At 66.8% G+C, this 25035-nt stretch carries 25 protein-coding genes; 7 read left to right on the top strand and 18 right to left on the bottom strand.

What is annotated here, in order from left to right:
- Nucleotides 1-23: 23 nt before the first annotated feature.
- From ABUA37_RS04085 to idi, 11 genes are read right to left on the bottom strand one after another with little or no spacing between them, the layout of a single operon-like run.
- Nucleotides 24-809 carry an alpha/beta hydrolase gene (locus ABUA37_RS04085; RefSeq protein ID WP_349897836.1) on the bottom strand — a complete coding sequence of 262 codons (786 nt, stop codon included), beginning with the start codon at nt 807-809 and terminating at the stop codon, nt 24-26.
- Nucleotides 806-2446: an MFS transporter gene (locus tag ABUA37_RS04080; RefSeq protein WP_349897835.1), complete on the bottom strand. Its 1641-nt coding sequence runs from the start codon at nt 2444-2446 to the stop codon at nt 806-808. The genes ABUA37_RS04085 and ABUA37_RS04080 overlap by 4 nt, the downstream gene beginning before the upstream one ends.
- The gene (locus ABUA37_RS04075) at nt 2443-3258 is read right to left on the bottom strand and encodes a tryptophan-rich sensory protein (RefSeq protein ID WP_349897834.1); all 816 of its coding nucleotides are present in this window, start codon (nt 3256-3258) and stop codon (nt 2443-2445) included. Before ABUA37_RS04075 ends, ABUA37_RS04080 begins: the two co-directional genes overlap by 4 nt.
- The gene (locus ABUA37_RS04070; RefSeq protein WP_349897833.1) at nt 3258-5426 is read right to left on the bottom strand and encodes an MMPL family transporter; all 2169 of its coding nucleotides are present in this window, start codon (nt 5424-5426) and stop codon (nt 3258-3260) included. The genes ABUA37_RS04075 and ABUA37_RS04070 overlap by 1 nt, the downstream gene beginning before the upstream one ends.
- Before the next feature lie 3 nt (nt 5427-5429).
- Complete coding sequence (locus ABUA37_RS04065) at nt 5430-6314, bottom strand: prenyltransferase (RefSeq protein ID WP_349897832.1); 885 nt, start codon at nt 6312-6314, stop codon at nt 5430-5432.
- The gene (locus ABUA37_RS04060; protein ID WP_349897831.1) at nt 6301-6630 is read right to left on the bottom strand and encodes a lycopene cyclase domain-containing protein; all 330 of its coding nucleotides are present in this window, start codon (nt 6628-6630) and stop codon (nt 6301-6303) included. Before ABUA37_RS04060 ends, ABUA37_RS04065 begins: the two co-directional genes overlap by 14 nt.
- A complete protein-coding gene (locus ABUA37_RS04055) occupies nt 6627-6956 on the bottom strand; it encodes a lycopene cyclase domain-containing protein (protein WP_349897830.1) in 330 nt (109 codons plus the stop codon). The genes ABUA37_RS04060 and ABUA37_RS04055 overlap by 4 nt, the downstream gene beginning before the upstream one ends.
- Entirely contained in the window at nt 6953-8527 is a 1575-nt protein-coding gene (gene crtI, locus ABUA37_RS04050; protein WP_349897829.1) for a phytoene desaturase family protein, read from the bottom strand. The genes ABUA37_RS04055 and crtI overlap by 4 nt, the downstream gene beginning before the upstream one ends.
- On the bottom strand, nt 8524-9408 hold the full coding sequence (locus ABUA37_RS04045; protein WP_349897828.1) for a phytoene/squalene synthase family protein: 885 nt from the start codon (nt 9406-9408) through the stop codon (nt 8524-8526). The genes crtI and ABUA37_RS04045 overlap by 4 nt, the downstream gene beginning before the upstream one ends.
- A gap of 2 nt (nt 9409-9410) precedes the next feature.
- The gene (locus ABUA37_RS04040) at nt 9411-10481 is read right to left on the bottom strand and encodes a polyprenyl synthetase family protein (RefSeq protein ID WP_349897827.1); all 1071 of its coding nucleotides are present in this window, start codon (nt 10479-10481) and stop codon (nt 9411-9413) included.
- A 1-nt stretch (nt 10482) separates the two neighbouring features.
- On the bottom strand, nt 10483-11067 hold the full coding sequence (gene idi / locus ABUA37_RS04035) for an isopentenyl-diphosphate Delta-isomerase (RefSeq protein WP_349897826.1): 585 nt from the start codon (nt 11065-11067) through the stop codon (nt 10483-10485).
- An 81-nt stretch (nt 11068-11148) separates the two neighbouring features.
- On the opposite strand from idi, the gene ABUA37_RS04030 reads away from it, so the two are divergent.
- Nucleotides 11149-11739 carry a MarR family winged helix-turn-helix transcriptional regulator gene (locus ABUA37_RS04030; RefSeq protein ID WP_349897825.1) on the top strand — a complete coding sequence of 197 codons (591 nt, stop codon included), beginning with the start codon at nt 11149-11151 and terminating at the stop codon, nt 11737-11739.
- 25 nt (nt 11740-11764) lie between these two features.
- Here ABUA37_RS04030 and ABUA37_RS04025 read toward each other — a convergent pair whose 3' ends face one another.
- Nucleotides 11765-12199 (bottom strand): pyrimidine dimer DNA glycosylase/endonuclease V, encoded by a 435-nt coding sequence (locus ABUA37_RS04025; RefSeq protein ID WP_349897824.1) that lies wholly within the window; start codon nt 12197-12199, stop codon nt 11765-11767.
- A 73-nt stretch (nt 12200-12272) separates the two neighbouring features.
- Here ABUA37_RS04025 and ABUA37_RS04020 point away from each other — a divergent pair, with 73 nt between their 5' ends.
- Complete coding sequence (locus ABUA37_RS04020) at nt 12273-13631, top strand: TIGR01777 family oxidoreductase (protein WP_349897823.1); 1359 nt, start codon at nt 12273-12275, stop codon at nt 13629-13631.
- A 77-nt stretch (nt 13632-13708) separates the two neighbouring features.
- On the opposite strand, the gene ABUA37_RS04015 is transcribed toward ABUA37_RS04020, so the two are convergent.
- On the bottom strand, nt 13709-14140 hold the full coding sequence (locus ABUA37_RS04015) for an Hsp20/alpha crystallin family protein (protein ID WP_349897822.1): 432 nt from the start codon (nt 14138-14140) through the stop codon (nt 13709-13711).
- Nucleotides 14141-14429: 289 nt separating this feature from the next.
- On the opposite strand from ABUA37_RS04015, the gene nagZ reads away from it, so the two are divergent.
- From nagZ to ABUA37_RS03995, 4 genes are read left to right on the top strand one after another with little or no spacing between them, the layout of a single operon-like run.
- Nucleotides 14430-15875 (top strand): beta-N-acetylhexosaminidase, encoded by a 1446-nt coding sequence (gene nagZ, locus ABUA37_RS04010; protein WP_349897821.1) that lies wholly within the window; start codon nt 14430-14432, stop codon nt 15873-15875.
- Entirely contained in the window at nt 15872-16825 is a 954-nt protein-coding gene (locus tag ABUA37_RS04005; protein ID WP_349897820.1) for an ROK family protein, read from the top strand. Before nagZ ends, ABUA37_RS04005 begins: the two co-directional genes overlap by 4 nt.
- Nucleotides 16822-17997 carry an ROK family transcriptional regulator gene (locus tag ABUA37_RS04000; RefSeq protein WP_349897819.1) on the top strand — a complete coding sequence of 392 codons (1176 nt, stop codon included), beginning with the start codon at nt 16822-16824 and terminating at the stop codon, nt 17995-17997. Before ABUA37_RS04005 ends, ABUA37_RS04000 begins: the two co-directional genes overlap by 4 nt.
- A 27-nt stretch (nt 17998-18024) precedes the next feature.
- Nucleotides 18025-18795, top strand: a complete 771-nt coding sequence (locus tag ABUA37_RS03995) for a glucosamine-6-phosphate deaminase (protein ID WP_349897818.1) — start codon at nt 18025-18027, stop codon at nt 18793-18795.
- Nucleotides 18796-19060: 265 nt separating this feature from the next.
- Here ABUA37_RS03995 and nagA read toward each other — a convergent pair whose 3' ends face one another.
- From nagA to ABUA37_RS03975, 4 genes are all read right to left on the bottom strand, one after another.
- Nucleotides 19061-20212, bottom strand: a complete 1152-nt coding sequence (gene nagA / locus ABUA37_RS03990; RefSeq protein ID WP_349897817.1) for an N-acetylglucosamine-6-phosphate deacetylase — start codon at nt 20210-20212, stop codon at nt 19061-19063.
- Entirely contained in the window at nt 20209-20613 is a 405-nt protein-coding gene (locus ABUA37_RS03985; RefSeq protein ID WP_349897816.1) for a YrdB family protein, read from the bottom strand. Before ABUA37_RS03985 ends, nagA begins: the two co-directional genes overlap by 4 nt.
- Nucleotides 20614-20692: 79 nt before the next feature.
- Nucleotides 20693-21547: a formyltetrahydrofolate deformylase gene (purU, locus tag ABUA37_RS03980; protein ID WP_349897815.1), complete on the bottom strand. Its 855-nt coding sequence runs from the start codon at nt 21545-21547 to the stop codon at nt 20693-20695.
- A gap of 18 nt (nt 21548-21565) precedes the next feature.
- Nucleotides 21566-22786: a low temperature requirement protein A gene (locus tag ABUA37_RS03975; RefSeq protein WP_349897814.1), complete on the bottom strand. Its 1221-nt coding sequence runs from the start codon at nt 22784-22786 to the stop codon at nt 21566-21568.
- Between the two features lie 118 nt (nt 22787-22904).
- On the opposite strand from ABUA37_RS03975, the gene ABUA37_RS03970 reads away from it, so the two are divergent.
- Nucleotides 22905-24122 carry an MFS transporter gene (locus tag ABUA37_RS03970; RefSeq protein WP_349897813.1) on the top strand — a complete coding sequence of 406 codons (1218 nt, stop codon included), beginning with the start codon at nt 22905-22907 and terminating at the stop codon, nt 24120-24122.
- Between the two features lie 9 nt (nt 24123-24131).
- On the opposite strand, the gene ABUA37_RS03965 is transcribed toward ABUA37_RS03970, so the two are convergent.
- The gene (locus ABUA37_RS03965) at nt 24132-24959 is read right to left on the bottom strand and encodes a DeoR/GlpR family DNA-binding transcription regulator (protein WP_349897812.1); all 828 of its coding nucleotides are present in this window, start codon (nt 24957-24959) and stop codon (nt 24132-24134) included.
- Nucleotides 24960-25035: the final 76 nt, after the last annotated feature.

Raw genomic sequence — 25035 nt, 5'->3', positions numbered from 1 at the left:
CGTCGCGCGGGACACGGCTTGCGTCACTCCTCGCGTTGGGGCAGAAACCGGGTGACGCCTTCGGTGATCACGCGGCGCGCCTTGGCGCTACTGATGGTCGCAACACCGTCGCCGGCCTGCACGCCGTAGTCACCGAAGCGGGCGTGGTTGGATCCCTCGATCTGCACGAACGTGGCGTCGGCGGGCAGCAGGCCTGCGGCATCCTTGATCTTGCTCGGCGTGCTTAGCCCGTCATTACTGCCACCGATACTGAGAACCGCGAGCTTCGTCGACGACAGGTCGTTGGCGCAGTAGCTTCCGAACAGGATCAGCCCTGTCACCTTCGGCTGATCCGCGTACTGGCACGCACGAACGCCGCCGAGCGAGTGGCCGCCGACGTACCAGGTGCTGATGCCGCGAGCGTCACTCGTAAAGTCGCTGAGTGGGCGCTGGTCGAAGAACGCGAGGTTCAGGATCGGCTTGGTGATGACGACCGTGAGGCCGTCCTGCGCAACCGCGCCAGACAGCTTGTAGAGGTAGGCGTCCGCGGCGACTTTGGCGCCCGGAATGAAGACCAGGCCGACACCGGAAGACCTACCGGTCGGGGCCAGGACGACGGCGTTATCACGTTCCGTGATCGAGACGGCCGGATTGCTCCGGACCTTCTCGAGTGACGCCTTTTCTGCCTGCATGACGCCGGTGTTTGCCCAGATCAGAAAGCCCACGATGACGATGACGAGGAGCGCCGCGAGGATGATGAGCACTAGGCGCGTGACGCGCCACGCTCGCCGCGGCGTGCGGCGTCGCTCGTGCTGAGTGGGGGCCGTCATGCAGTTTCCGATGGTTCCGGTTCTGGCTCGCGCTCGCGATTCGCCGCCTGCTCGGTCTCAGCCTCCGCAGTGCCGCCCGAGAGTCGCAGCGTGGCGAGGAAGCCGAGCACGAGGAAGCCGGCCGCGGCGAACGCGGAGTATCGGGTTCCCTCGCTGAAGGCTTCGGCCGCTGCCGCCCCGATTTGTTTGTCTTTCTTCTCCAGACCGGGGATGGCACCGCCAGCGCTCACGACCACGGCATCCACGATCTGGCTGCGCGCGGTCTGCGGCAGCATCGGCGCAGCATCCATAAGCTTCGCGTTGAGGCTGGACCCAACCGAGGTGAACAGGATCGTTCCGAGGATGGCGATGCCGAGCGCTGAACCGATCTGCCGAGCGGTGCTCGCGGTGCCGGAGCCCTGACCGCTCTTGTCGAGCGGCACGTCTTTGAGCACGACGCCGGTGAGTTGCGCCGTGGCGAGGCCAACACCGATGCCGTAGACGAACAGGAACGGCACGATGCTGAGCCAGCTCGCGTCGGCGCTGATCATGAAGCCGAGCCCGGTGACTCCGATGATTTCGGCCAGGATGCCCGCCCGCACGATCGTGACCGGTGTCACCTTCTGCCCGAATGCACCAGAAATCCCGCTGGCCACGAACGAGCCGAGTGCGAGTGCCAGCAGCACGAATCCGGTCTGCAGCGCGTCATAGCCGATGACGTTCTGCAGCCAGAGCGGCAGCGAGAGGATGATGCCGAACTCTCCAAGCGAGACGATCATCGCGGCGATGTTGCCGTTGCGGAAGGACGCAATTCTGAACAGGGAGAACGCGAGCAGCGTGGTCTTGCCTTCTCGCTGTCGACGGATGCCCCACCAGACGAAACCGAATCCGGACAGGAGGGTGAGCGCGAAGGCGAACGGAATGGGGGAGAGCGGGAAGGTCCACGTCCAGTCGCCGAACGTGGGGATGTGCGCGGTGTCGGTGAGCCACCACCCGTAACTTCGTCCCTCGATGAGGCCGAAGACGAGGGATGCGCTGGTCAGCACCGAGAGAACCGCACCGAAGTAGTCAATGCGCCTGGCGTCCGCGGCATCCTTGGACTCGGCCACGCAGATCAGCGCACCGATGATGATGATCACCGCGAGCGGCACATTGATGCCGAAGGCCCAGCGCCAGGAGAAGTAGGTGGTGAGCCAACCGCCGAGCAGCGGACCGACAGCGACCATTCCGCCGATCGTCGAACCCCAAATGGCGAACGCGATGCCGCGCTCCTTGCCGCGGAACGTCGCGTTGATGAGCGAGAGGGTCGTGGGCAGCACCATCGCGCCACCGACTCCCTGCAGCACGCGGGAGGCGATGAGCAGGTCTCCGGAAGGTGAGAGTGCCGCTAGCACGGACGAAACCGCGAAGATCGTCACTCCGGTGATCAGCAGTCGGCGACGCCCGTAACGGTCGGCGAGCGTGCCGAACACGAGCAGCAGCGCGGCGAAGACGAGCGTGTAGCTCTCTTGCACCCACTGCACCTGGGTCGAGGTGATGCCGAGGTCGTCGACAATCGACGGGATGGCGACGTTGACGATCGTCGAGTCGACGATGATCAGTGCCACCGCAATGCTGATGAAGACGAGGCCAGCCCAGCGGCGGCGTGCACTGGTCATGCGCTCGCCACGACGTTTTCGCGAATCCGGAGGGCCACGGTGATGATGAGCACCACCGTAACGGCCACGATCGCCGCGACTGCGGCAGGAACGGAGTGTGGGCTGCCCGTGAGTCGCGCCACCGCCACCCAGGCCAAGCCCCAGCAGAGCGAGGCCGCGGGAGAGAGACGTCCACGCCCGGCTATGGCCAGGCCTACGCCGATGAGTCCGGCGACGGCGATGATGATGACGGCCCAGACATCCGCGTCGATTCCCCAGCCCGTAAAGCCCGCAGCTTTCAGTGCTGCCGTGATGTTTGCAGCCGTGGCGACGCACACCCAGTCGAGGTAGAGCCCGACCGTGCCGTCCACCACAACGGCCTCAATCGTGCTCGAGGGGCGAGTGACGATGCAGAGCCTGAATGTGTAGGCGAGCACGGCCACGAGCACGGCGATCACGATGACGCTGACGGCGAGAAGACCTGCCTGCACGCTCAGGATCCAGGCGGCGTTCAGCACGAGCGATGCCGCAATCGGGTACCCGAGGCGACGCTGGCGTGCATCGTGCTTGTGCGCCGGAAGAAGCTGCCAGATCGTGTACGCCACGAGCCCGAGGTAGATCACGCTCCAGATCGAAAAGGCGGGAACTCCGGGTGCAATGCGCGTGGCGGTTGCGCTCAGCGCACCGCCTGCTGCCTCCGCGATGGGCGTGCCGCCGAGTGCTCCCGAACCGATGAACGATCCCACAATGGCCGCGACCGCGGTGACGGCGACAACCCACTGCCTGATCGTGTCTGCGCGGTTGCTATCCGCGCTGCGTGCGGTGCTCGTCATTATTTTTGCCCTTCTCTCCATAGCTTCGACGGCCACCAGATGGCCTTACCGATGTCGTACGAGAGCGCCGGCACGAGCAGCGACCTCACAATCACGGTGTCGACCAGAACACCAAATGCGACGATGAAGGCGAGCTGTGCGAGGAACAGAATCGGGATGACGCCGAGAGCCGCAAAAGTCGCCGCCAGCACCACCCCGGCAGACGTGATCACGCTGCCCGTCATGCCGAGTCCGCGCAGGATGCCGGGTCTGGTCCCGAGATGCAGCGATTCTTCGCGCACCCGTGTCATGAGGAAGATGTTGTAGTCAACGCCGAGTGCCACGAGGAACACGAACCCGAACAGTGGCACCGCGGCATCCGCCCCGGGAAAGCCGAAAAGGTGATTGAACACGAGTGCGGAAACCCCGAGCGCGGCGGCGTAGGAGACGACGACGCTGAGGATCAACAGCACCGGAGCAAGGATCGACCGCAGCAGCAGCATCAGGATGAGCAGAATCACGATGAGCACGATCGGGATGATCTTCACCAGGTCACTCTGAGCGGTGGTGTTGGTGTCGAACGCGATGGCCGTCACTCCACCAACAAGCACGCTCGAATCGGTCGCCGGAAGTTCGGTGCGCAGCTTCTTCACGACGTTCTCGGCCTTGGCAGAGTCCGCCTCAGACGTGAGCACGGCGTTGATGATCACCTTGCCGTTCTTCACCACGGGCTCAGCGGTCGGGCCAGGCCTGACGTTGCCGATGTACAGGCTCGCTGAGCTGATGCCCTCCGTGCCGGAGACCGCGTCGAGCATCGCATCGGCCTTGGACTGTTTGGTCACGATGACGACCGGACTACCCGCCCCGCTGGGGAAGTGCTTCGCTGCGACCTTCTGTCCGTCCACGGCTTGGGACTGCGAGAGGATCACATCGGTCTGGGGAACCCCGCTGGCCTGCAACTGCAGTAACCCGAGTCCGCTGGCCGCGAGCACGACCAGCGTCACGACCCAGGTGGCTCTGGGGCGTCGAGCGATGAGTCGACCGACGCGGTGCCACAGTCCCTGAATACCTTCGAGTCCCTTGATGTGGTCGTCGGCCAGGTGGTGGGCATGGGTCTCTTCGGTTTCCAGCTTGGGCCGGAACGGCCAGAAAGCGGTGCGACCGAAAAGCACCAAGAACATCGGCAACAGCGTCAGCGTTGCGAGCAGGGCGAACACGATGCCGATCGCAGCTATCGGGCCGAGGCTCTTGTTCGAGTTGAGGTCGGAGAACAGAAGGCATAGCAGCGCGATGATGACGGTCGCACCGGATGCTGCAATCGGCTCGATTGCGGCGCGCCAGGCCCTGCCCATTGCCGCCCACTTGGATTCAACGTGGTGCAGCGACTCACGGAATCGTGCCACGAGCAGCAACGAGTAGTCGGTCGCCGCTCCAATGACCAGAATCGAGAGGATGCCCTGACTCTGGCCGCTCAGCTTGATCCAGCCCCAGCTGGCGAAGGCATACACGATGAGGATCGCCGCGGTGAGCGCGAAGACCGAGGTCAGTAGCACGAGGAATGGCAGCACGACAGAGCGATACACGAGCAGCAGAATGAGGAACACGGCGCCGCCGGCGACGAGCAGCAGGATTCCGTCGATTCCGCCGAAAGCGTTCACCAGGTCGGCGGTGAGCCCGGCCGGTCCGGTCACGTAGGCCTTGGTGGATGCCGGGGCGCCGGCATCCGCTGCGGTTCGGAGATCCGCGACGACGGACTTGACGTTGTTGGAATCGCTGATCGGCACGATGTACTCGACGGCCTTGCCATCCTTGGACGGGATAGGTCCGGCGACTGAAATGGTCGCGGGTGCCGTGGGGGCCTGCACTCCCTTCACCTCGCCGAGCTTCTTGGCCAGGGTTGCTGCATCGGCCAGATCGCCGCGAGAGAGCGTGTTGTCAGAGACGAGCAAGACGATCGCGGGGATCTCTTTCGAGTCGGTGAACTTCTGCTGCAGCTCGTTGACCTTGGTCGATTCGGCGCTCGCCGGCAGGAACGCTGCCTGATCGTTGCTGGAGACCGAGGAGAGCTTGCCGAAGGTGGGACCGCCGAAGCTCGCGGCAGCGAACCACACGAGAAGCAGCACCGTGGGAAGCAGGATGCGCAGCCAGCGGCGCGGAGTCCAGTCGCGGCGACGGGGTTCAAGTGACATCGGTCAGTGCCTTTCCAGCGAAGAAATAATGAGCAGCATTGTGACGAGGAAGCCCACGGTGTAGTTGATCCAGAGGAATCGCTTCCAGCCGCGGTTCGCCGATTCCGATGCCTCGTCTGAGACAGAGCGGAACGGCAGTGCGGCAGCAATATACGGCAGGGCGAACAGCGCTGCGAGGGGGCCAGGCCAGGCGGTGAGCAGCATGAACAGCCCTGCCGCGGCCCAGAGCGCGATCGCAAAGCGCACCGTCCACTTGGCACCCATGACGGTGGCCACTGAGTGGATGCCGCCCTCGCGGTCTGGCAGCACATCCTGCACCGCACCGAAGGCATGGCTCGCCATGCCCCACAGGAAGAACGCCGCGAGAATAGCCACGATCGACTGCGAGAACACTGCCCCTGCGAGTGCAAAACCGTAGACCGCCGGGCTCACAAAATGGGTACTTGAGGTGATCGAATCCAGAAACGGTTTCTCTTTGAGTCTCAGGCCAGGAACAGAGTAAGCGGCAACGGCGAAGAGGCTGATCGCGAGCACAAGCCACGAGAGCGGTCCACCGAAAAAAACCAGCGCGACGACGAACGGCAGACTCAGGATGATCGCGGTGGCGACCGTGGTTCGGTGGATGCCGCGGTCGAGTACCGCGCCCTCCATGCCGCCCTTGCGAGGGTTGGCGAGGTCTGACTCGTAGTCGAACACGTCGTTGATTCCATACATCGCGAGGTTGTACGGAATCAGAAAGAACACGGTGCCGATGATCAGCGGCGCATCGATGCGCCCGGTCGAGAGGTAGTAGGCAGCAGCAAAGGGGAATGCGGTGTTGATCCAACTGATCGGGCGCGAAGCCACGAACAGCGAGCGGATTACTCTCCGACGCTCAGGGGCGGGCATCCGCGTCTTGCTTTCTGAGCAGCAACCAGAGCGCGGGCAGGAGCATGAGTCCGGCCAGGGGGTAGGTAAAGTCCTCGAGCGGTGCCGATCCGATGGCGAGGCCGGAGTTGACCCGCGGATCGTAGGCGACGAGCCCAGCGCTGATCATGACGTTGTCGAAGACCGCGGTGAGCACGAGTACGACGACTCCGGAGACCGCGACCGGCAGCCACCATCGGCGCAGGAGCGCTCGCCGGTGGGGTTGCAGTGCGAGGGCGAGGACGAGCACGACCGCGGCGCCCGCGAGGAAGATGATGCTGAGCACGGCGTAGTTCATCGGCGGCCCTCCGCGCGGTGCGAGAGCACTCGCTCGACTCCGGTGATGAGCACCATGGTGAGGTAGCAGAGGAACGCGAGGAAGAAGGGCTCCTCGAGCGGCAGCTCCGGCGCGAGCAGAATGCCGGTCATGATCGCGTTCTCGCCGCGGAAGAAGAAGCCGAGGCCGATGCCGAAGAGATCCCAGGCCAGGAAGAACGCCGTGCCGATGACGAGAACGATGCTCGCGCGCCGCGCGTCCCGCCAGAAGAAGAGCCGGTACCGGTGGTCGATGAGCGCCATGCAGCCGATGACCACGGTAAGGGACGCGAGGTAGATGACGCTCATAGCGGCTCCGCCAGCGCGCTCGTGCTGACGTCGCCGCGGAGGCGCTTGATCACGAGTTCCGCGCTGATCAGGCACATCGGCAACCCGATCCCCGGCACGGTTGTTCCCCCGGCGTAGAGCAGGCCATCGACCTTGGCCGAGGCGTTTTTGCCGCGCAGGAACGCGCTCTGCCGAAGCGTGTGTGCCGGGCCGAGCGCGCTGCCCTTCCAGGAGTTGAGGTCGTGCTCGAAGTCGGCCGGTCCCATAGTGCGACGCAGCACGATGCGCTCGGCGAGGTCGGGAATCTTCGCCCAACTGCTGATCTGCCGGATGACCTCGTCTGCGACTCGCTCCACGGAGCGATCGCCCGCGCCGTCGATGCCGCCGCGCCCGATGCCCGGGTCGGCGGGCACGGGAACGAGCACGAACAGGTTCTCGTGCCCGGCCGGCGCGACCGCGGAGTCCGTGGCGCTCGGCCGACAAACGTAGATGGATGCGGGGCTCGGCACCGAGGGGGAGTCGCCGAAGATCCGGCCGAAGTTCTCTGCCCAGTCCTCCGTGAAGAAGAGGCTGTGGTGGCTCAGTTGTGGCAGGGCGCCGCGCACCCCGAGGAAGACGAGAATCGCGCCGGGTCCCGCGGTGCGCTTGTCCCACCACTGCTGCGGATAGCTGCGCAGCTCCGCGGGCAGCAGCCTCGTCTCGGTGTGGTGCAGATCCGCCGCCGAGACGACGAGCGGTGCCGCGATGTGCTGCTTCTGACCGGCCGAGTCGGTGTAGTCCACCCCGGTGACGCGTGGGCGGCCCGCGGTCGAGGTGGTGATCCGGGTGGCCGTGGCTCCGGTGAGCGTCGTGACGCCCTCGCCGTCTGCCAGCCGGGCAATGCTCTCGATGACCGCCGCGAAGCCGCCATCCGGATAAAACACGCCGTCCTCGAGATCGAGGTGGCTCATGAGGTGGTACATGCTCGGCGTCATCGAGGGCGAGGAGCCGAGGAAGACCGCGGGGTACCCGAGGATCTGCCTGAGTCGGCCGTCGCGAACGAAGCCGGCGACGAAGCGATCGAGCGGGCGCAGGAGCAAGCGCGTGAGCGTGCCCATCCGGCCGAGGACGTCGCGCCGCAGCAGCGGACCGAACGAGGCGAAGGTCGAGTAGAGGAAGCGACTGATGGCGACGCGATAGGTGTCGTCTGCCGAGCCGAGGTAGCGGTCGAGAGCGGCCCCGGCGCCCGGTTCGATGGCGTCGAAGGTGCGCAGGTTCTCGGCGCGGTCCGCGACGATGTCGACGCTCTCGGCGTGCCTCTCGAAGAACACGCGGTATCCGGGGTCGAGGCGGGTCAGGCTGAGCTGCTCCGCGGAGGAGGTGCCGAGCAGCCGATAGAAGTGGTCGAAGACCTCGGGCATGAGGTACCAGGAGGGACCGGTGTCGAAGCGGAACCCCTCGTGTTCCCAACTGCCAGCCCTGCCGCCGAGGTCGTCCCGTGCCTCGAGGATGGTGGTGTCGTAGCCCTCTCGGGCGAGGAGTGCCGAGGTCGCGAGCCCGGCGATCCCGCCGCCGATCACGACGGCCTTGCGCCTCTTGGCCGCGGCGCTCACGAGGTCTCCACGCGGTGGTGCGCACGCGCGGCGAGCACGATGCGAAGCTTCACGACGCCGGGCACCCTCACCCTGGTGGTGAGAAGCTCAGGGGCAGGCGTCTTGCGGATGCGATCGGTGAGTTCTGCGAACAGCCCGTGCGCCGCGGCGACCGCGGTGCGGCAGCCTGCGGGCAACTGGGGAATGACGCGGCCGGCGGCCTCGAGATCGTCGTAGATGTCATCGAGCAGCGTCAGTTTCTCGGCCTCGGTGAGTGTCGTGGGGTCGAGCGCGGGAAAGTAGTTGCGGTGCAAGCGCTCCCAATCGACGCTCAGGTCCCGAACAAAGTTGATCTTCTGGAACGCGGCCCCGAGTCGCTGGGCGCCGTGTTCGAGCTGGGTGCGCTGCTGGAGCGAACAGTCGGCGTCGTGGAGGAACACCCGCAGGCACATGAGTCCGACGACCTCGGCGGAGCCATAGATGTACTCCCGCACCTGCTCTTCCGTGAACGGCGCCGGATCGAGATCGCGCCGCATCGACGCGAAGAAGGGTGCGGTCAGCGCACCTCCGATCCCCACGGCGCGGGCCGTCTCGGCGAAGGAGTGCACGATGACGTTGGTGCTGTATCCGGTGGCGATGGCGGCATTCGTCTCGCGTTCCAGTTTGTCGAGCAGCGCGAGCTGCGCGGAAGTGCCGAGCCCCGCCTGCGCGGCGGCGCCATCCACGACCTCGTCCGCGATGCGCACGAGACCGTAGATGTTCTCGATCGCGGGCCGCATTGATCGATGCAACAGCCCGCTGGCGGCACCGAAGGAGGTGGAGTACTCGTGGATGATCGTGGCCGAACTCTTGTGCGCCGCGCGCGAGTACAGCGACAGCTCTGACCGGCTCGAATCGCGCATTTTCACGACGATCGCTCGCGCGCCTTGGCGACCACCTCGACGAGCCGTTCCCGCAGCGCCTCGGGGACGGCGGGAGTGTCGAGCGCGACGAGCGCCGCACGACTGTGGTCATCGATGAGCTGTTCGATGAAGGAACGCGCACCCACCGCCTCGAGAATCTCGCGCACCCGCGCCGCATCCTTCTCGCTCACGTCACCGCGTTCGAGCAGCTCGCTCAACTCGCTGGACTCGCTGCGCTGCAGGGCGTAACACATCATCGGCGTCGCCTTGCCCTCACGGATGTCGCTCGTCGTGCTCTTGCCGGTCAGTTCCGCGGCACCGAAGACGCCGAGCACGTCGTCGCGAAGCTGGAAGGCGATTCCCACGTTTCTCCCGAATTCGCCCAGCGCTTCGAGCGTCTCGGCTCCGGCTCCCGCGAGCACCGCGCCCGCCTGGAGCGGTGCCTGGAACGAGTAATGGGCCGTCTTCCACTGCGCCATCGAGATCACCTGGGACAGCACGGGCGTCTCGGCACCCGTGCTGAACGCGACATCCGCCAGCTCACCGGCGGCGGTGACGTACATGCATTCCTCGAGCAGGTCGAGCAGCGCGATGCGAACATCGTGGGCGAGATCGAGCCGCGCCACGAGGGCCTGCGCCGAATGGATGAGCAGGTCACCGGCGAGGATCGCCGCGGCCTCGCCCCACCGGGTGGCCGCGTGGGCGCCGAGTCCGCTGTCGAGCGCCCGGGAGGCCAGGGTGCCCATGACGTTGGGCTGCCCCCGCCGCACGACGTCTCCGTCGATCACGTCGTCGTGAAGCAGGAACGCGGAATGCAGGAGTTCGAAGGCGGTGGCGACGACCACGGCCTCGTCGTCGCGGTGACCACCGAGCGAGTGATAGGCACAGACCACGAGTGCGGGCCGGAAGCGTTTGCCACCGTCGACCGATCGTCGCATGGCTGACCACAGTTCTCTGTACTGGGTGCCGTATCCGGATGCTTCCAGCTCTTTCTGGCGAAAGAACTCGGTCAGTCGGTCTGACACCTCGTCGACTCGCTCGGAGCTCCCGAGCAGCGGTGTTGCCAGGCTCATCTCACACTCGCTCTCGTTCACGTTGCGGTGGGGCCGCCGTGCGCGGTTGTGAGCCACCGAGGAAGCTGAGTAGTTGCGCCTGCAAAACCAGCCAGGGGCCGTAGATCGAGGGGTTGAGCCGGATCGAACGACCGAGGTCGAGCGGATCCACCCAGGCGTGGTCCATCACTTCCGCCGGATGCACGGTCGGCTCCTGCGACGTGGAGGCCACATAGATCGGGCAGACTTCGTTCTCGGAGGTGTGCGCCCTATCCAGGTGCCGATAGCGGAAGAGCGGCAGTGCGGGTTCGAGCCCGGTCAGGTCGAGGCCCACCTCGTAGGCCGCTCTGCGGCGTACCGCGCTCGCGAGCGTCTCCGCTGGCGCCGGATGCCCGCAGAAGGAATTGCTCCACACTCCGGGCCAGCGTGCCCTGGTGCTGGCACGCCGCGTGATGAGGACCTCGCCGCGCGCGTTGAACACGTAACCCGAGAAGGCGAGGTGCAGAGGAGTGTCCGGTCCGTGCACGCTCGCCTGGCTGGTGAGACCGATCGTCTCCCCGTTCGCATCGAGAAGCTCGACGTCTTCGGTATCGCTCGCGGTAGCCATCTGAACCCCCTCTCTGAATATTTACCTAGCATAGCTAATAAATAGCTTAGCAAGCTTTATCTTTCCGGATACGATAGCACCATGGTGGAACCGGCCAACATCCCTCGTCGCGTGGAAGGGGTCATTCTCGACCCCCGGGTCGTCGATCCCAAGCAGGAACTCGTCGACTACTCCGGCATGGACGATGCGGAGATCTCCCAGATCGTGCGCGTGCTGCAATCGATTCGGCGGTGGCGCGAGGCCGAGCAGAGAATGAGCCTCAGTTCCAGAAACCACATGAAGCTGAACGAAAACGACATGAAGGCGCTGCGTTTTCTCGTGATCTGTAAGAACGAGGGGCTGATCGCGACGCCGGGCAATCTCGCGGAGCACCTTGCGATCTCCAGCGCCTCGACCACCAAGCTCCTCGACCGCTTGACCGCCGCCGGGCACATCGAGCGCTCACCTCATCCCAGCGATCGACGCGCGCTCATGATCACCATCACGCAGCACACGCATGAGCAGGTGCGCGACACCGTGGGGCGCACGCACGCCCGCCGCTTCGACGTGGCAGCGGATCTCACTCCGGACGAACGCGAGGTCGTCATTCGCTTTCTCGACAACCTCAGCAACACGACCGAGGTGCAGGAGCCTCCGGTGGCGACAGCGCATGCGCCGGCGGCCGCGCACTAGCCGCCCGCGCGCTTCCCCGGCGCGCTTAGCCCGGTCGCTCCCACGGAGCGATCGGACCATCGACCACGGTGAACAGTGGATGCGGCAGAGGCTCGTTCAGGTCGGCCCAGCGCTCGGCGACCGCCGGGCTTCGTTTCGCGAGCTTTCCCCTCAGGTGCGCCCACTCGTACTCGAGTTGGCCGATCGTCACGGGGATCGGCGGCACCGCCTCGGCGCGCACGAGAATCTTGCTCCGGGTGAAGCTGTAGCCACGGGCATCCGCTTCGTCGGCTATTCCGCCGAGAAAGCGCGCGATAGCCGCGTCCGGCGCCGCCTGGTCCCGAAATCTCGTCAACTGCGGATGCTGTCGGTATCCCTTCGTCGTGCCGGCCAGCACGGCCTGTGCCAGCAGCGCCTCGCGCCAACAGGCCGTCAGGGCTTGCCGATCGAAATACTGCGGATGCACGGACCAGAGTCTCACCGGCACCACACTAGCGACCGTTTACGGGATTCCCGTTCGGCCATCATGCGAGCATCGAAGGGATGTGCTTCGGATGTCCATCACACACTCGAGCATCGTTGAGTCACCGATCGATGAGGTCTTCGCCTGGCACGCGAGGCCCGGTGCGTTCGCGAGGTTGGCGCCGCCGTGGCAACCCGCGAAAGTCCTGCTCGAGACCACCTCGCTCAGGGACGGCGAGGCGGTGCTTGGACTGCCCGGCGGCCTCACCTGGGTGTCGCGACACGATCCGGATGGCTACGACCCGCCCCGCCGCTTTGTCGACACCATCGGAGTGGATGGGCTCGCGTCCCTCCCGGTTCGCGCCGCGCTGAAGTGGCGTCACAGTCACGAGTTTGCCGCGGAGTCAGAGACGACTACCCGGGTGACCGATCGAGTCGACACCCCCGTGGGGTCGAGAGCGCTTCGGCCCATGTTCGTCTATCGGCACCGCCAGCTTGCCGATGATCTCGCGGCCCATCGGTGGGCCGCGAGCCTCGGGGTGCAAGCCCTGACCATCGCGATGACGGGCTCGAGTGGCCTGGTGGGCTCGGCACTCTCGGCCTTCCTCACGACCGGTGGCCACCGCGTGATCCGGCTCGTTCGCGGGGTCGCAGGAGGTGCGGATGAGCGGCACTGGGACCCCATGCACCCCGACGCGGGGCTACTCGACGGAGTCGACGCGCTCATCCACCTCGCCGGTGAGTCGATCGCCGGCAGGTTTACCGAGAGCCATAAGAAGGCGATTCGTCAGAGCCGGATCGCTCCGACCGCCCGTCTGGCAGAGCTCGCGGCCGCCGCATCCGACGGCCCGAAGGTTCTGGTGGTCGCCTCCGCCATCGGCTACTACGGTGCCGATCGCGGCGATGAAGTGTTGAGCGAGGACAGCGGTCAGGGCGCTGGCTTTCTGGCGGATGTCGTGGCCGAGTGGGAGGCCGCAACCAGGCCCGCGATGGAGGCCGGGATTCGCGTGAGTTCGATCCGCACGGGAATCGTGCAGGCGGCCCGCGGCGGAACCCTTCGCCTGTTCCGGCCCCTGTTCGCCGCGGGCCTCGGCGGCCCGATCTCCGATGGGCGCCAGTGGTTGTCGTGGATAGATCTCGAGGATCTCGTCGATGTCTATCACCGCGCGCTCGTCGACACGGGCATGTCCGGTCCGATCAACGCGGTCGCGCCCGCCGCGGTGCGCAACGCCGAATACACGCGCACGCTGGGCCGAGTGATGCGCAGGCCGGCGCTGCTTCCCGTGCCCACTTTTGGACCGCGGATCCTTCTGGGGGAGGAGGGTTCGACCGAACTCGCCGAGGCCGACCAGCGCGTTGTGCCGACCAAGCTCGAAGGCGCCGGACACCACTTTCGCCAGCCGACTCTCGAGGGCTCCCTTCGTCACCAGCTCGGCAGAATCATCCGGTGACCTCCTGACGGGTCCGAGGCGAAGGGCCGCGCCCGGGATTGTTCCCCAGGCGCGGCCCTTGCGTTGCGTTCCGCTGTCTACGCGGTGACTTCGACCGGTTTCTCGGCGGTGCCGTTTGAGCTGATCGCGACCTTGCGCGGCATGGCCTTGGCGCTCATCGGGATCATGACGCTCAGCACACCGTTGTCGTAGTTCGCGCTGATGTTCTCGGTGTCGATGCCGTCGCCGAGGTTGAGCTGGCGCAGGAAGCTGCCGCTCGGACGTTCGTGGGCGAGCCACTTCACGCCGTCCTCGCTGTGCGCGGTGCGCTCGGCGCGGATGGTGAGCAGCTGTCCGTCGATGTCTACGTCAACCGAACCCGGGTCAATTCCGGGCAGGTCTGCGCTCAGGATGTAGTGGTCACCATCCCGATACAGATCGATGGGCATGAGACGGGGACCCTGCCTCGTGTCGAGCAGGTTCGCGGCGACGCGGTCCAGCTCACGGAATGGATCGAACAACATTGCCATTTTCATCAACTCCTTCACGTCGTGCGCCTCTCGGCGTCACTTCATCGTCGGTTCATAAGTTGAGTCACATACGCTCAACTACGGAAAATGTTAGCACTCTCCCTCTGAGAGTGCCAACGTGTTTCGCGCGCGGTTTTTGCTCCCACCCGCGCCCTGCGCTGTCCAAATGAAGGAGTGGAGCCCTCCCACGCCGAGCTCCCTCCCGGAATGCGTGGATCCTCGGCGGCGACTCCTTCATTTGGGCGGGAAAAGGATTGCAGGCATTTTGTTTGTACGCTTTACTAAAGCCATGCGAGAGTCCCAGTCCGGCTCATCCGGTCGAGTGAACGCGGCGGCGGTGCTGCTGCCGGGCTTCGTCGGCACGACACTGCCCGAGTGGCTCGAGCGGCGGCTGCGCGACGGGCTCGCCGGCGTCTGCATCTTCGGCGGCAACATCGTCTCGCGCGAGCAGCTTCGAGAGCTCACCGCCAGCATCCGTCGGGCAAACCCCGCGGCGCTCATCGCGATCGACGAGGAGGGCGGCGACGTCACGCGGCTCTATCACGACAGCGGTTCGCCCTACCCGGGCAACGCCGTGCTCGGCCGCATCGACGATGTCGCCTACACCGAGAGCGTCGCGCGCTCGATCGGCTGGCAACTTCGGCAGAGCGGCTGCAACCTCGACTTCGCTCCGGATGTCGACATCAATTCGAACGCGAACAATCCCGTCATCGGTGTGCGCAGCTTCGGTTCCGACCCAGCACTGGTCGCGAGGCACAGTGCGGCCTGGGTGCGCGGACTCGAGCGCACCGGCACGGCCACGAGCGCGAAGCACTTTCCGGGTCACGGCGACACCTCCGCCGACTCACACCTCGCATTGCCCGTCGTTGACCTGCCGCTCGAACGGCTGCGCGAGCGGGAACTGCTGCCGTTCCGGGCATCGATCGCTGCTGGGGCGCGCTCAATCATGACCTCGCACATCCTCATGCCGCAGCTCGACCCGGACGCGCCCGCAACCTTCTCCCGCCGCATCCTGCAGCAGCTGCTGCGCGAGGAACTCGGCTTCGCGGGCGTGATCGTCTCCGACGCCCTCGACATGAAGGGCGCGAGTGGCGAGGTCGGAATTCCCGGGGCCGCGGTGCTCGCACTTGCCGCGGGCTGCGACCTGCTGTGCATCGGCACAGACAACACCGAGGAACAGCTCGACGCCATCGAGTGGGCGATCACCGATGCGGTGAGCAACGGCCGACTCGCCGACGGGCGGTTGGCGGATGCCATGGCTCGCGTCGCCGCGCTCGCCGCGGGGCTCGCGGTCGAGGCCGAGCGCATCCCCATTCCCGCGATTGACGAACCCGTCTTCCCGCTGGAGCGCACCATCGCCGCCTTCGATGTGAGGCCCGGCGTCACGGTGCGTGCCGAGCGCGTGCTCCTCTCAATTCAGACCGAGGCGAACATCGCCGTCGGCGTCTCCACGTGGGGAGCGGACGCCGCGGGAGCCGAGACACTGCCGGTGCGCGAGGGTGCGCTGCCCGAGCTGCCTGCGGGACTCCAGCCGGTGGTGCTCGGTCGCGACAACCACCGCTACCCCTGGGTGCGGACCTACATCGATCAGCTGCGGCAGCAGCATCCGGATGTCGTCGTCGTCGACCTCGGGTGGCCTGCAGACGACCGGGCCTACGCCGACGTCGCGACCTTTGGCGCTTCGCGCCACGTGGGGCAGGCGCTTCTCGCCTGGTTGAACGCGGTGCAGTCGTGAACCCCGACGGCCGGATGCTCGTCGGGCTCGACATCGGTGGTACCAAGGTGCACGGTGTCGTGGTCGACGAGAGCGGCCGCGTGCTGCAGGAGGTGCGCCTGCCGACGGGCATGGGCGCGGATGCGGTGCTCGGCAATGCGAGCGCCGCCGTGTCGGCGCTCGCCGGCCTCGTCGGAGTGGAGGCGGGCAGCTTCGCGTCCATCGGCGTCGGCATTCCCGGTTCGGTCGATGCGGAAGCCGGACGAGTCGCGCACGCGGTGAACCTCGGTGTTGCCGGGCTCGATCTCGGGCCGGGGCTGTCTGCGGTGTTTGGCGTTCCGGTGCGCGTGGAGAACGACGTGAACGCCGCCGCGCTCGGTGCATGGAGCCTGCTCGACCTCACCCAAGAGGTTCCCGGTTCGATGGCGTATCTCAACCTCGGGACGGGCCTGGCCGCGGGCATCGTGCTAGACGGCGAGCTCTGGCGTGGTTCGCGCGGCACCGCCGGAGAGATCGGGCACATTCCGGTCGACCCGAATGGCGTGATCTGCAGTTGCGGACAGCGCGGCTGCCTCGAGACGCTCGCCTCGGGTTCGGCCGTTGCCCGGCAGTGGCCGAGCGAGCATCCGTACCCGGTGACCGAACTTTTCGACGCCGCCGAGGCGGGCGTGCCGCTCGCGATCGAGGTGCGGGACAGGCTGATCGAGAACACCGCGGTGGCCGTGCGCATCCTCATCCTGAGCCTCGGCGTCGATCTCGTCGTCATTGGGGGCGGCCTGAGCTCTCTCGGCGAGCGGTTGCTCAGCCCCATTCAGTCCGTGCTGAGCGGGTGGGCGAGCGCGTCACCCTTCATCGCCTCGCTCGATCTGCCGGAACGGGTCAGCCTCGTGCCGCTCGGCTCACCCGTGGCCGCGCTCGGTGCGGCGCTCGCCGGCAAGGCGGCGGTAGGCGGCCGGGAGGCGTTGGGATGAGCGCCAAGGACGTGACCGCGGCGAGGACCGCCGGGAGGCTCCTGCGTCCCTCGGAGAAGGTGCTGCCGGAACACGCCAGGGTGCACAACCGCGCGCTCGTGCTGCAGACGCTCTACGGCTCGGGCAGGCAGAGCAGAGCGGATGTCGCGCGCAGCACCGGCCTGACGCGCGTCACGGTTTCCGACCTGGTGGCCGAACTCATGGCGGACGGGCTCGTCGTCGAGCTCGGGCCGCGGGAGACGCCGCCGAGCGAGAGCGTGCAGCGCGGCAAACCCGCCATTCTGCTCGACATCGACCGTGCCTCCTTCAACATCATCGGCATCGACCTCGGTGGTCACTCGGTGTTCCGGGGCGCGGTGCTGGATCTTGCCGGCACCGTGCTGCACGAGTCGGAACTGCCGCTGCCGAACGGTGTGCCTGAGGGCGGAGCCGCCGCGATCGAGCGCAGTTTCGCGCTCGTCGAGGGCCTTATCGGTGCGGTGTCGGCGCCCATCCTCGGCATCGGAGTCGGTTCACCTGGCATCGTTGATGCGTCGGGAACCGTGCTGAGCGCACCGAACCTGGGCTGGCAGCACGAGCCGCTTCAGGCCAGGCTCGCCGAGCAGTTCTCCCTTCCCGTCGCGGTGATGAACGACGCGAATGCGGCGGTGCTCGCAGAGCACAGCTTCGGTGAGGCGCGGGGCGATCTGATGGTGGTCACCGTCGGGCAGGGCGTCGGTTCTGGCCTCGTGCTCGGCGGGGGGCAGCTTTTCGGGAGCCACCATGCTGCGGGCGAGATCGGGCACGTCGTCGTCGATCCGGATGGCGAGCCGTGCCGCTGCGGAAAGTCCGGCTGCCTGGAAACCTGGCTGGCCATCCCGAGGCTGCAGGCGAAGCTCGAGGTGAGCGCGACATCCGCCGCCCGCGACGAGGTTCTGCGCGAAGCCGGGCGGCGCCTCGGAATCGCACTCGCGCCCATCGTCGGCGTGCTCGATCTCGACGAGATCGTGCTGAGCGGCCCCGCGAGCTACCTCGACGGAGCGCTCATCGAGGCGGCCGACGCCACCCTGCGTGCCCGCACCATGGCCGCCTTCAGCGGCCAACTCACCTTGCGCATGAGCACGCTCGGCGACGACATCGTGCTGCGCGGGGCCGCCGCGGCGGTGCTCTCCAGACAACTCGGCTTTTCCTGATCCACCCACCACAGCAAGGAGCCACCAGTGCCAGAAATAGTCGTTCTCGAGAGCCAGGCCGCCGCGGGCGAGCTTGCGGCCGACGTCATCCTTGATCTCGTTGCGCGAAAGCCGGATGCCGTGCTCGGCCTGGCAACGGGATCAACGCCGCTCACGGTCTACCGTGCGCTTGCCGCGCGTGGGGCGGACCTCTCGCGGGTGCGCGGCTTCGCGCTCGACGAGTACGTGGGACTGCCAGCCGGGCATCCCGAGAGCTATCGCTCGGTGATCTGGCGTGACGTCGTCGAACCGCTCGGACTCCCCCCCGAGCTCGTGCGAGTCCCGGCCGACCGCGGGCCGATCGAGCAGGCCGGAGAGAGCTACGAGCGGGCCATCGTCGAGGCCGGGGGAGTGGACGTGCAGATCCTCGGCATCGGCACCGACGGCCACATCGGCTTCAACGAGCCGGGATCATCGTTCGAATCGCTCACCAGGGTGAAGACGCTCACCCAGCAGACTCGCGCCGACAACGCCCGCTTCTTCGACTCGATCGACGACGTGCCCGTGAACTGCATCACGCAGGGACTCGGCACCATCCGCCGTGCCAGGCACCTGCTGCTGCTCGCGTTCGGCGAGGGCAAGGCGGATGCGATTGCCGCGGCCGTCGAGGGACCGGTCACCTCGAGCGCGCCGGGCTCCGCGATTCAGTTCCACCCGCACGTGACCGTGATCGTGGACGAGGCCGCTGCCTCGCGGCTGGCCAACCTCGACTACTACCGCTATGCCTGGGCGAACAAGCCCGCCTGGGAGGCCGTGTAGCTGTCCCGCTGGTCGAGTGCTCGCGCAGCGAGTGTATCGATGCCGGCCCTTGGTTTCGATACGGCCGCGGGCGGCCTAGTCAACCCGCGTGCGTTAAACAGGAGCTCGTGCGACACGCGGTGACGCCGGGCCGTTGCATCCGGCGTGTCGCATCTGGTCCTGTTCTACGCACGCGAGAGGCGGCGAAGGCGGCTTGAGTAGCGAGCGCCAGCGAGCGTATCGAAACCGTGTGCTCGACCCGCTTCGACAGGCTCAGCGATCGGTGTCAGCTGAGCTGGCGACCCGCCGCCCAGACCGAGCTGACCTGCCACTCGTGACCGAGCAACACGGCATCGGCCGCATAGCCCTGCTTCAGATAGCCGAACTCGTGCTCGATGCCGAGCACCCGCGCGGGGGTGAGAGTCAGCGCTTCGACGGCATGGGCGGGCGTCACCCGAGCCCTCTCGATCGCACAGCGCAGGGCGGCATCCTGCGTCAGCGTCGAGCCGGCGATCGTGTCCGTGCCCGACAACAGCGCGAGGCCATCCTTCACCGTGACGTTCAGCGAGCCCAAGCGGTAGTCACCGTCGCTCGACGCCGCAGCGGCCATCGCATCCGTCACCAGCGCGACGCGGTGGGGCGCCGACGCGAACGCGACGGCGGCGACATCCGGATGCACGTGGAGGCCGTCGAGAATCAGTTCGAGCGTGACGCGGTCGTCCTCAAAAGCGGCGATGACCGGGCCGGGCTTGCGGTGGTGGATGCCCGCCATGGCATTGAACGCGTGCGTCAGCAGCCTCGCGCCCCGCGAGAACGCCTCTTGCGCCTGCTCGAAGCTCGCCTCGGTGTGGCCGACGGCGACCGTGATGCCGAGCTCGACGAGCACGTCGATCGACTCCATTGCGCCCGGCAGCTCGGGGGCCAGGGTGATCTGGCGCAGCGTTCCCGCGCTCGCCGCGATCAGCTCCTCCAGTTCGTAGGGCTGGGGCTCCCGCAGGTAGTCGGGGTTGTGCGCGCCGCGCCTGCCCTCGGCCAGGAAGGGCCCCTCGAGGTGGGAACCGAGCACCAGGGGGTCGGACTTCGCCAGCTCGGCAATGGTCGCGAGGCTCTCGCGCAGGTTCGCGAGCGGGTTCGTGACGAGGCTCAGCACGGATCGAGTGGTGCCGTGCGCGCGATGTGCCGCGAGTGCCGGGGCGATCGAATCGCCTCCCTCGTCGAAGGCGTATCCGCCGCCACCGTGGCAGTGGATGTCAATGAAGCCGGGCACCAACCAGTGCCCGGCGACGTCGACGCGTTCGGTCGCGACCGTCCAGGCATCCGTCGTCTCGGCCGGGCCGGACCCGGTGCGCACGATGCGATCACCGTCGACGAGCATCCAGAAACCGTCGACCTGGCCCGCCGCATCGAGCTTGCGCGCGCTGTGAAAGAGGATGGTCATGAACTGGACTCCCTGGAGATCTCGACCCTGCCGTTGATGATGCCGCTGATCGCCGCGATGATGCCGAAGATGGCACCCACGATCGGATAGCCGAGCATGAACCAGGCCGCGGCGGCCGAGCCCATCACGAGAATCTCGACGAGTGCCTTGCCCACCGGGTCGAGCGGGAACACGGCCTTCGGCGAACGAAACAGGCCCCACACGATCGCGGCGAAGAGCGGGGCGCCGAGCATGAACAGAATGCCGGGCCACGGGAACGGCCAGGCCAGGTATCCCCAATAGCCGAGTGAGAAGAGGGCGAACAGTTCGAGCAGAAACCGCAGGATGTCGTTGGGGCCGAGTGTGAATGTCGGTCGCCGGTCTGCCGTGGGTGGGCTCGCATCCTGCGAATTCTGTGGCACCCTGCAACCCTACCGAGGGCGGCGCTTCGACGAGCTCAGCGACCGTGCGTCCTCTGAGCCCGTCGAAGGGCCGCGGCGCCTAGGTGAAGATGATGGTGCGGGCGCCGTCGAGCAGCACCCTGCCTTCCGCGAACCACTTCACCGCCTGGGTGAGCGAGCGCGACTCCTCGTCCTGACCGATCGCGACGAGTTCGGATGCGGTGCGCGAGTGATCGACGCGCACCACGTTCTGCTCGATGATCGGCCCCTCGTCGAGGTCGCTCGTCACGAAGTGCGCTGTAGCGCCGATGAGCTTGACGCCGCGCTCATGCGCCTGCTTGTACGGGTTTGCACCCTTGAATCCGGGCAGGAAGGAGTGGTGGATATTGATGATGCGGCCGGCCAGCCTCGCGCAGAACTCCGGCGAGAGAATCTGCATGTACCGGGCGAGAACGACCAACTCGATGTCGTGCTCCCGCACCGCATCCAGCGCTCGCGCCTCGAAGGCGCGCTTCTGCTCGGGCGACCGCACCTCGTGGGCCTCGAACGGCACGCCGTAGAACTCGGCGAGCCCGCCGAGGTCGGGGTGGTTGCTCAGCACGAGCGGCAGCTCCACGGGGAGCTGGCCAGCTCTCGCGCGGAACAGCAGGTCGTTGAGGCAGTGCGCGGCGGTGGAGACGAGAACGAGCGTGCGCAGCGGGCGGCCCACGACATCCAGGGTCCAGTCCATGGCGTAGCGCGCGACGACCGGAGCGATCGCGGCCTCGAAGCCCTGCCTGCTCGTGGCCGACTCCACCTGAAGGCGCATGAAGAACCTGCCGGTGTCGAGACTCGCGAACTGCTGCGACTCGGTGATGTTGCCCCCGGCCTCGACGATCGCGCCGCTGGCCGCGTGCACAATGCCGGGGCGGTCGGCGCAGACGAGGCTGAGGACCCAGTGGGTAGAAGACGTCATGCGCCTACCGTATTGGCTTCAGTCCGTCGACATCGCCTCGACCGCCGTGGAGCGGTGTCGCTTGCGCCGGAACAGCAACTCGTCGGCGATCACGACCAGCAGGAGCACGACGTTGCTGAGCCAGCTGAGGGCGAGCGCACTCAGCGCGGGCGTGAACAGCGCGAGCAGCGCGAGAAGCAGCAGCACCACGATCGCGCTGAGGTGCCCGGCGAGCCACGGCCCGCCGATCGAGCGCACGAAGAGCACGTTCGCCGCGATGTAGAGCACCGCGGAACCCGCGATGACGAGCGCGGCCCAGGCGGCCACCCGACCGGATGGCGACTCGAGAACGAGGGCATCACCGACGGCCGCGAGCACGATTCCGATCACCAGTACCACCGGAATGTAGGTGTACGCCACCCTCGCTACCGCCCCGGCATCCGAGGATCGCACGATGTGCTCCGTGCCGCTTCGCTGGGCGTGGTTGAAGTAGATCAGCCACATGAGCACGGTGCCCGCGAACGCGGCGAGGAAGGCGAGGAGGCTCTGCCAGCTGAGCGGCAGCTGGCCGAAGGTCGCGCCGGTCACCACGATGGATTCGCCGAGAGCGATGATCGCGAACAGGCTCACGCGCTCGGCCATGTGCTCGCCCGACACGTTCCAGGTGCGGGTCTCACTCGCCGCGAATCCCGGGACATAGAAGCGGGCGACCGGCCCGCTGAAATCGATAGCGAGAGCGATCAGCCACAACCACAGCCGCGCCTCAGGCTGCGCGAAGCCGCCCACGATCCAGAACACTCCGGATGCCGCGGCCCAGGCGGTGATGCGGGCAAAGTTCATGGCGTTGTCGGCCCGATGCCGCGCGAACGCCAGCACGGTGAAGACGCCGCGGGCGAGCTGGATGGCGACCAGGCTCACTGTGAACTGCACGCCCTTGTAGGCGAAGGCCTCGGGGATCGCGCTGCTCATCAGCAGGGCACCGAGCATCAGGACGATGAGTAGCGCGCGCACGCGAGGCTGCTCGGGGTTCAGCCAGTTGGTCACCCAGGCCGTGTCGACCCACACCCACCAGATGGCCATCGTGAGCATGATCGTCTGTACCAGCCCGAGGAGGGACGGGCTGGCGATCAGGTGATGCGAGATCTGGGTGACGGCGAAGACGAAGACCAGGTCGAAGAACAGCTCGACGAACGTCACGCGGTGCGCCTCGTCGCCACCGGCGGGGCGGAGCAGGTCGCGAGTGAACCCCGGTGTCCTCATCCGACCATCGTGGCATGCCCGGGCCAGACTGCCGGTATTCTTGAGGGGATGACGCAGACGCCGCGTCATCCCGCGGTCGGCGCACGCACCACATCCTCCTCGAACGGAATCTCGTCCTATGGACGCGTCTGAAACCAGGCCTGCTGCGGCGCCCGCCTTCCCCTGGCTCGCTCTCATCATCCTCGCCGGAGCCATCTTCGTATCGGTCACGAGCGAGGTGCTGCCCACCGGCCTCCTGCCGCAGATGGCCGAGGGCCTCAAGGTCTCGCAGTCCCAGATCGGGCTGCTCGTCACCGTGTTCGCCGGCACGGTGGTGCTCAGCGCCGCACCGCTCACGAGCCTCACGCATCGCTTCGGGCGAAAGAACCTCGTGCTCATCGTGCTGATCGGCTTCGCCGCCACCAACTTCCTCGGTGCGATCGCGCCGAACTACTGGGTCATGGTGCTGTCGCGAGTGCTCGGTGGGCTCGCCCACGGCCTGTTCTGGGCGGTCGTCGGCGCCTACGCCGCGCACCTCGTGCCGAAGCCGCAACTCGCGCGAGCGGTTGCCGTGACGGGCGCCGGGGCGACGCTCGCGTTCATCCTCGGTGTGCCCGTCGGAACGGCACTCGGGCACCTGCTCGGCTGGCGTCTGGCCTTCACCACCATGGGCGTCACGATCCTCGTGCTCACCGTGCTCGTGCTGCGATTCCTGCCCAGGGTCAATCACATCGAAGACCTGAAGACCGGCGAGATCGCCGTGCCGATGCGCCGCGACCCCTCGCTCTTCGGCATCGCCGTGATCTGCGTCATTACGACGGTGCTGATGACCGGCCAGAACCTCTTCTACACCTACATCGTGCCGTTCTTCACCTCGGCCGCCCACTTCGCGAGCGAATCGGTGGCGCTGCTCCTGCTGGCCTACGGCATCGCCGGCGCCGTCGGGCTCTTTCTCGTGGGCGTCATCGGCGGCAAGTATCCGCGGGCGAGTCTCGTGGGAGCCTTCGTTCTCGTGGCGGCCGCGGTGCTGCTCATCGGCACCTTCCCGCGGGTCAGCTGGCTGGTCGTCGTGGTGCTCGTGGTCTGGGGCGCGGCGTTCGGTGGAACCCCTGCACTGCTGCAGACCCGGATACTGCACACGGCATCCGCCCGACTTCGCGACGTGTCGTCGGCGTACTTCACAACCTCGTTCAACATCGGCATCGGTGGCGGCGCGTTCATCGGCGGTCTGCTGCTCGATGGCTACGGCATCGGCGTGCTGCCGTTCGTCGATGTGGCCGTGACGATCGTCGGGATCCTGCTGATCCTGGTGACCAATCGGATGATCAGCCAGCGGGCGGCTCGCGCCGGGCGGTGACCTTGCGGGTCAGCGCGCCGCTGCCGCGCGCGACGAGGCCGAGACGACGTGCACGGTGACGCCTGCCTGTTCGATCTCTGCCAGCGCCTCGGGGTCTGCCGTGTCGTCGGTGACGAGCGCATCGACCTGATCGATGTCGGTGACCTTCGCCATCGCGAGCCTGCCGATCTTGGTTCCATCCGCGACCACCACGGTGCGCTGCGCGTGCGTGACCATCGCGTGATTGGTGCGCGCCTCGGTGTCGTCGTGGGTCGTGACCCCGCCGCCGGCGGTGATGCCATCGGTGCCCAGGATGGCCGTGCCCACATTGATCGCGTTGAACGTGTTCTCGGCGAGAATCCCCACCAGCTCGAGCGACTGCGAACGCAGCGAGCCGCCGGTCATGATGACCTTCAACTGCGGATAGGTCGTGACGAGGCCCGCGATGGTCAGCGAATTCGTGATGATGGTGAGGTCGCGGTGGTTCGACAGGGCGCGCGCCACCTGCGCTGTCGTGGAGCCGCCGCTGAGAGCGACCGCGTGCCGCTCCGGCGGGATGAGCAGCGCCGTCTGTCGGGCGATGAGCCGCTTGGCCTCGAGGAATTGAGTGTCGCGGAGCGCGACGGGCAGTTCCGCGCGGGAGTCCATCACCGTGGCGCCGCCGTGGGTGCGACGCAGCAGCCGCTGGTAATCGAGGTCGGCGAGGTCCCGTCGCACGGTCGCGGGGGAGACGCCCAGCGCATCCGCGAATTCGGCGAGCGAGACCGATTCGTGCACCGACAGGAGGTCGAGAATCTGGATCATGCGACGGGAACGCTTGCCCGAAGCCGCCGGTCGCAACTGGCCATCCGCCTCCATGAAAGCCTCCTCCGGCTAAGTGAGCATCGAGTCTGATCATTTTAGGGGCATTTCGCTCAGAATGTTGCGCGGAATG

The organism is Parafrigoribacterium soli, assembly GCF_040227235.1.
Taxonomy (GTDB): Bacteria; Actinomycetota; Actinomycetes; order Actinomycetales; family Microbacteriaceae; genus Parafrigoribacterium_A; species Parafrigoribacterium_A soli.
This window is presented reverse-complemented; position numbering and strand designations above follow the sequence as displayed.

What these genes read in the sequence shown, in the direction of transcription:
- ABUA37_RS04085 (WP_349897836.1), bottom strand. Translation starts at nt 809, where the DNA reads ATGACGGCCCCCACTCAGCACGAGCGACGCCGCACGCCGCGGCGAGCG.
- ABUA37_RS04080 (WP_349897835.1), bottom strand. Translation starts at nt 2,446, where the DNA reads ATGACCAGTGCACGCCGCCGCTGGGCTGGCCTCGTCTTCATCAGCATT.
- ABUA37_RS04075 (WP_349897834.1), bottom strand. Translation starts at nt 3,258, where the DNA reads ATGACGAGCACCGCACGCAGCGCGGATAGCAACCGCGCAGACACGATC.
- ABUA37_RS04070 (WP_349897833.1), bottom strand. Translation starts at nt 5,426, where the DNA reads ATGTCACTTGAACCCCGTCGCCGCGACTGGACTCCGCGCCGCTGGCTG.
- ABUA37_RS04065 (WP_349897832.1), bottom strand. Translation starts at nt 6,314, where the DNA reads ATGCCCGCCCCTGAGCGTCGGAGAGTAATCCGCTCGCTGTTCGTGGCT.
- ABUA37_RS04060 (WP_349897831.1), bottom strand. Translation starts at nt 6,630, where the DNA reads ATGAACTACGCCGTGCTCAGCATCATCTTCCTCGCGGGCGCCGCGGTC.
- ABUA37_RS04055 (WP_349897830.1), bottom strand. Translation starts at nt 6,956, where the DNA reads ATGAGCGTCATCTACCTCGCGTCCCTTACCGTGGTCATCGGCTGCATG.
- ABUA37_RS04045 (WP_349897828.1), bottom strand. Translation starts at nt 9,408, where the DNA reads ATGCGCGATTCGAGCCGGTCAGAGCTGTCGCTGTACTCGCGCGCGGCG.
- ABUA37_RS04040 (WP_349897827.1), bottom strand. Translation starts at nt 10,481, where the DNA reads ATGAGCCTGGCAACACCGCTGCTCGGGAGCTCCGAGCGAGTCGACGAG.
- idi (WP_349897826.1), bottom strand. Translation starts at nt 11,067, where the DNA reads ATGGCTACCGCGAGCGATACCGAAGACGTCGAGCTTCTCGATGCGAAC.
- ABUA37_RS04030 (WP_349897825.1), top strand. Translation starts at nt 11,149, where the DNA reads ATGGTGGAACCGGCCAACATCCCTCGTCGCGTGGAAGGGGTCATTCTC.
- ABUA37_RS04020 (WP_349897823.1), top strand. Translation starts at nt 12,273, where the DNA reads ATGTCCATCACACACTCGAGCATCGTTGAGTCACCGATCGATGAGGTC.
- ABUA37_RS04015 (WP_349897822.1), bottom strand. Translation starts at nt 14,140, where the DNA reads ATGGCAATGTTGTTCGATCCATTCCGTGAGCTGGACCGCGTCGCCGCG.
- nagZ (WP_349897821.1), top strand. Translation starts at nt 14,430, where the DNA reads ATGCGAGAGTCCCAGTCCGGCTCATCCGGTCGAGTGAACGCGGCGGCG.
- ABUA37_RS04000 (WP_349897819.1), top strand. Translation starts at nt 16,822, where the DNA reads ATGAGCGCCAAGGACGTGACCGCGGCGAGGACCGCCGGGAGGCTCCTG.
- nagA (WP_349897817.1), bottom strand. Translation starts at nt 20,212, where the DNA reads ATGACCATCCTCTTTCACAGCGCGCGCAAGCTCGATGCGGCGGGCCAG.
- purU (WP_349897815.1), bottom strand. Translation starts at nt 21,547, where the DNA reads ATGACGTCTTCTACCCACTGGGTCCTCAGCCTCGTCTGCGCCGACCGC.
- ABUA37_RS03975 (WP_349897814.1), bottom strand. Translation starts at nt 22,786, where the DNA reads ATGAGGACACCGGGGTTCACTCGCGACCTGCTCCGCCCCGCCGGTGGC.
- ABUA37_RS03970 (WP_349897813.1), top strand. Translation starts at nt 22,905, where the DNA reads ATGGACGCGTCTGAAACCAGGCCTGCTGCGGCGCCCGCCTTCCCCTGG.
- ABUA37_RS03965 (WP_349897812.1), bottom strand. Translation starts at nt 24,959, where the DNA reads ATGGAGGCGGATGGCCAGTTGCGACCGGCGGCTTCGGGCAAGCGTTCC.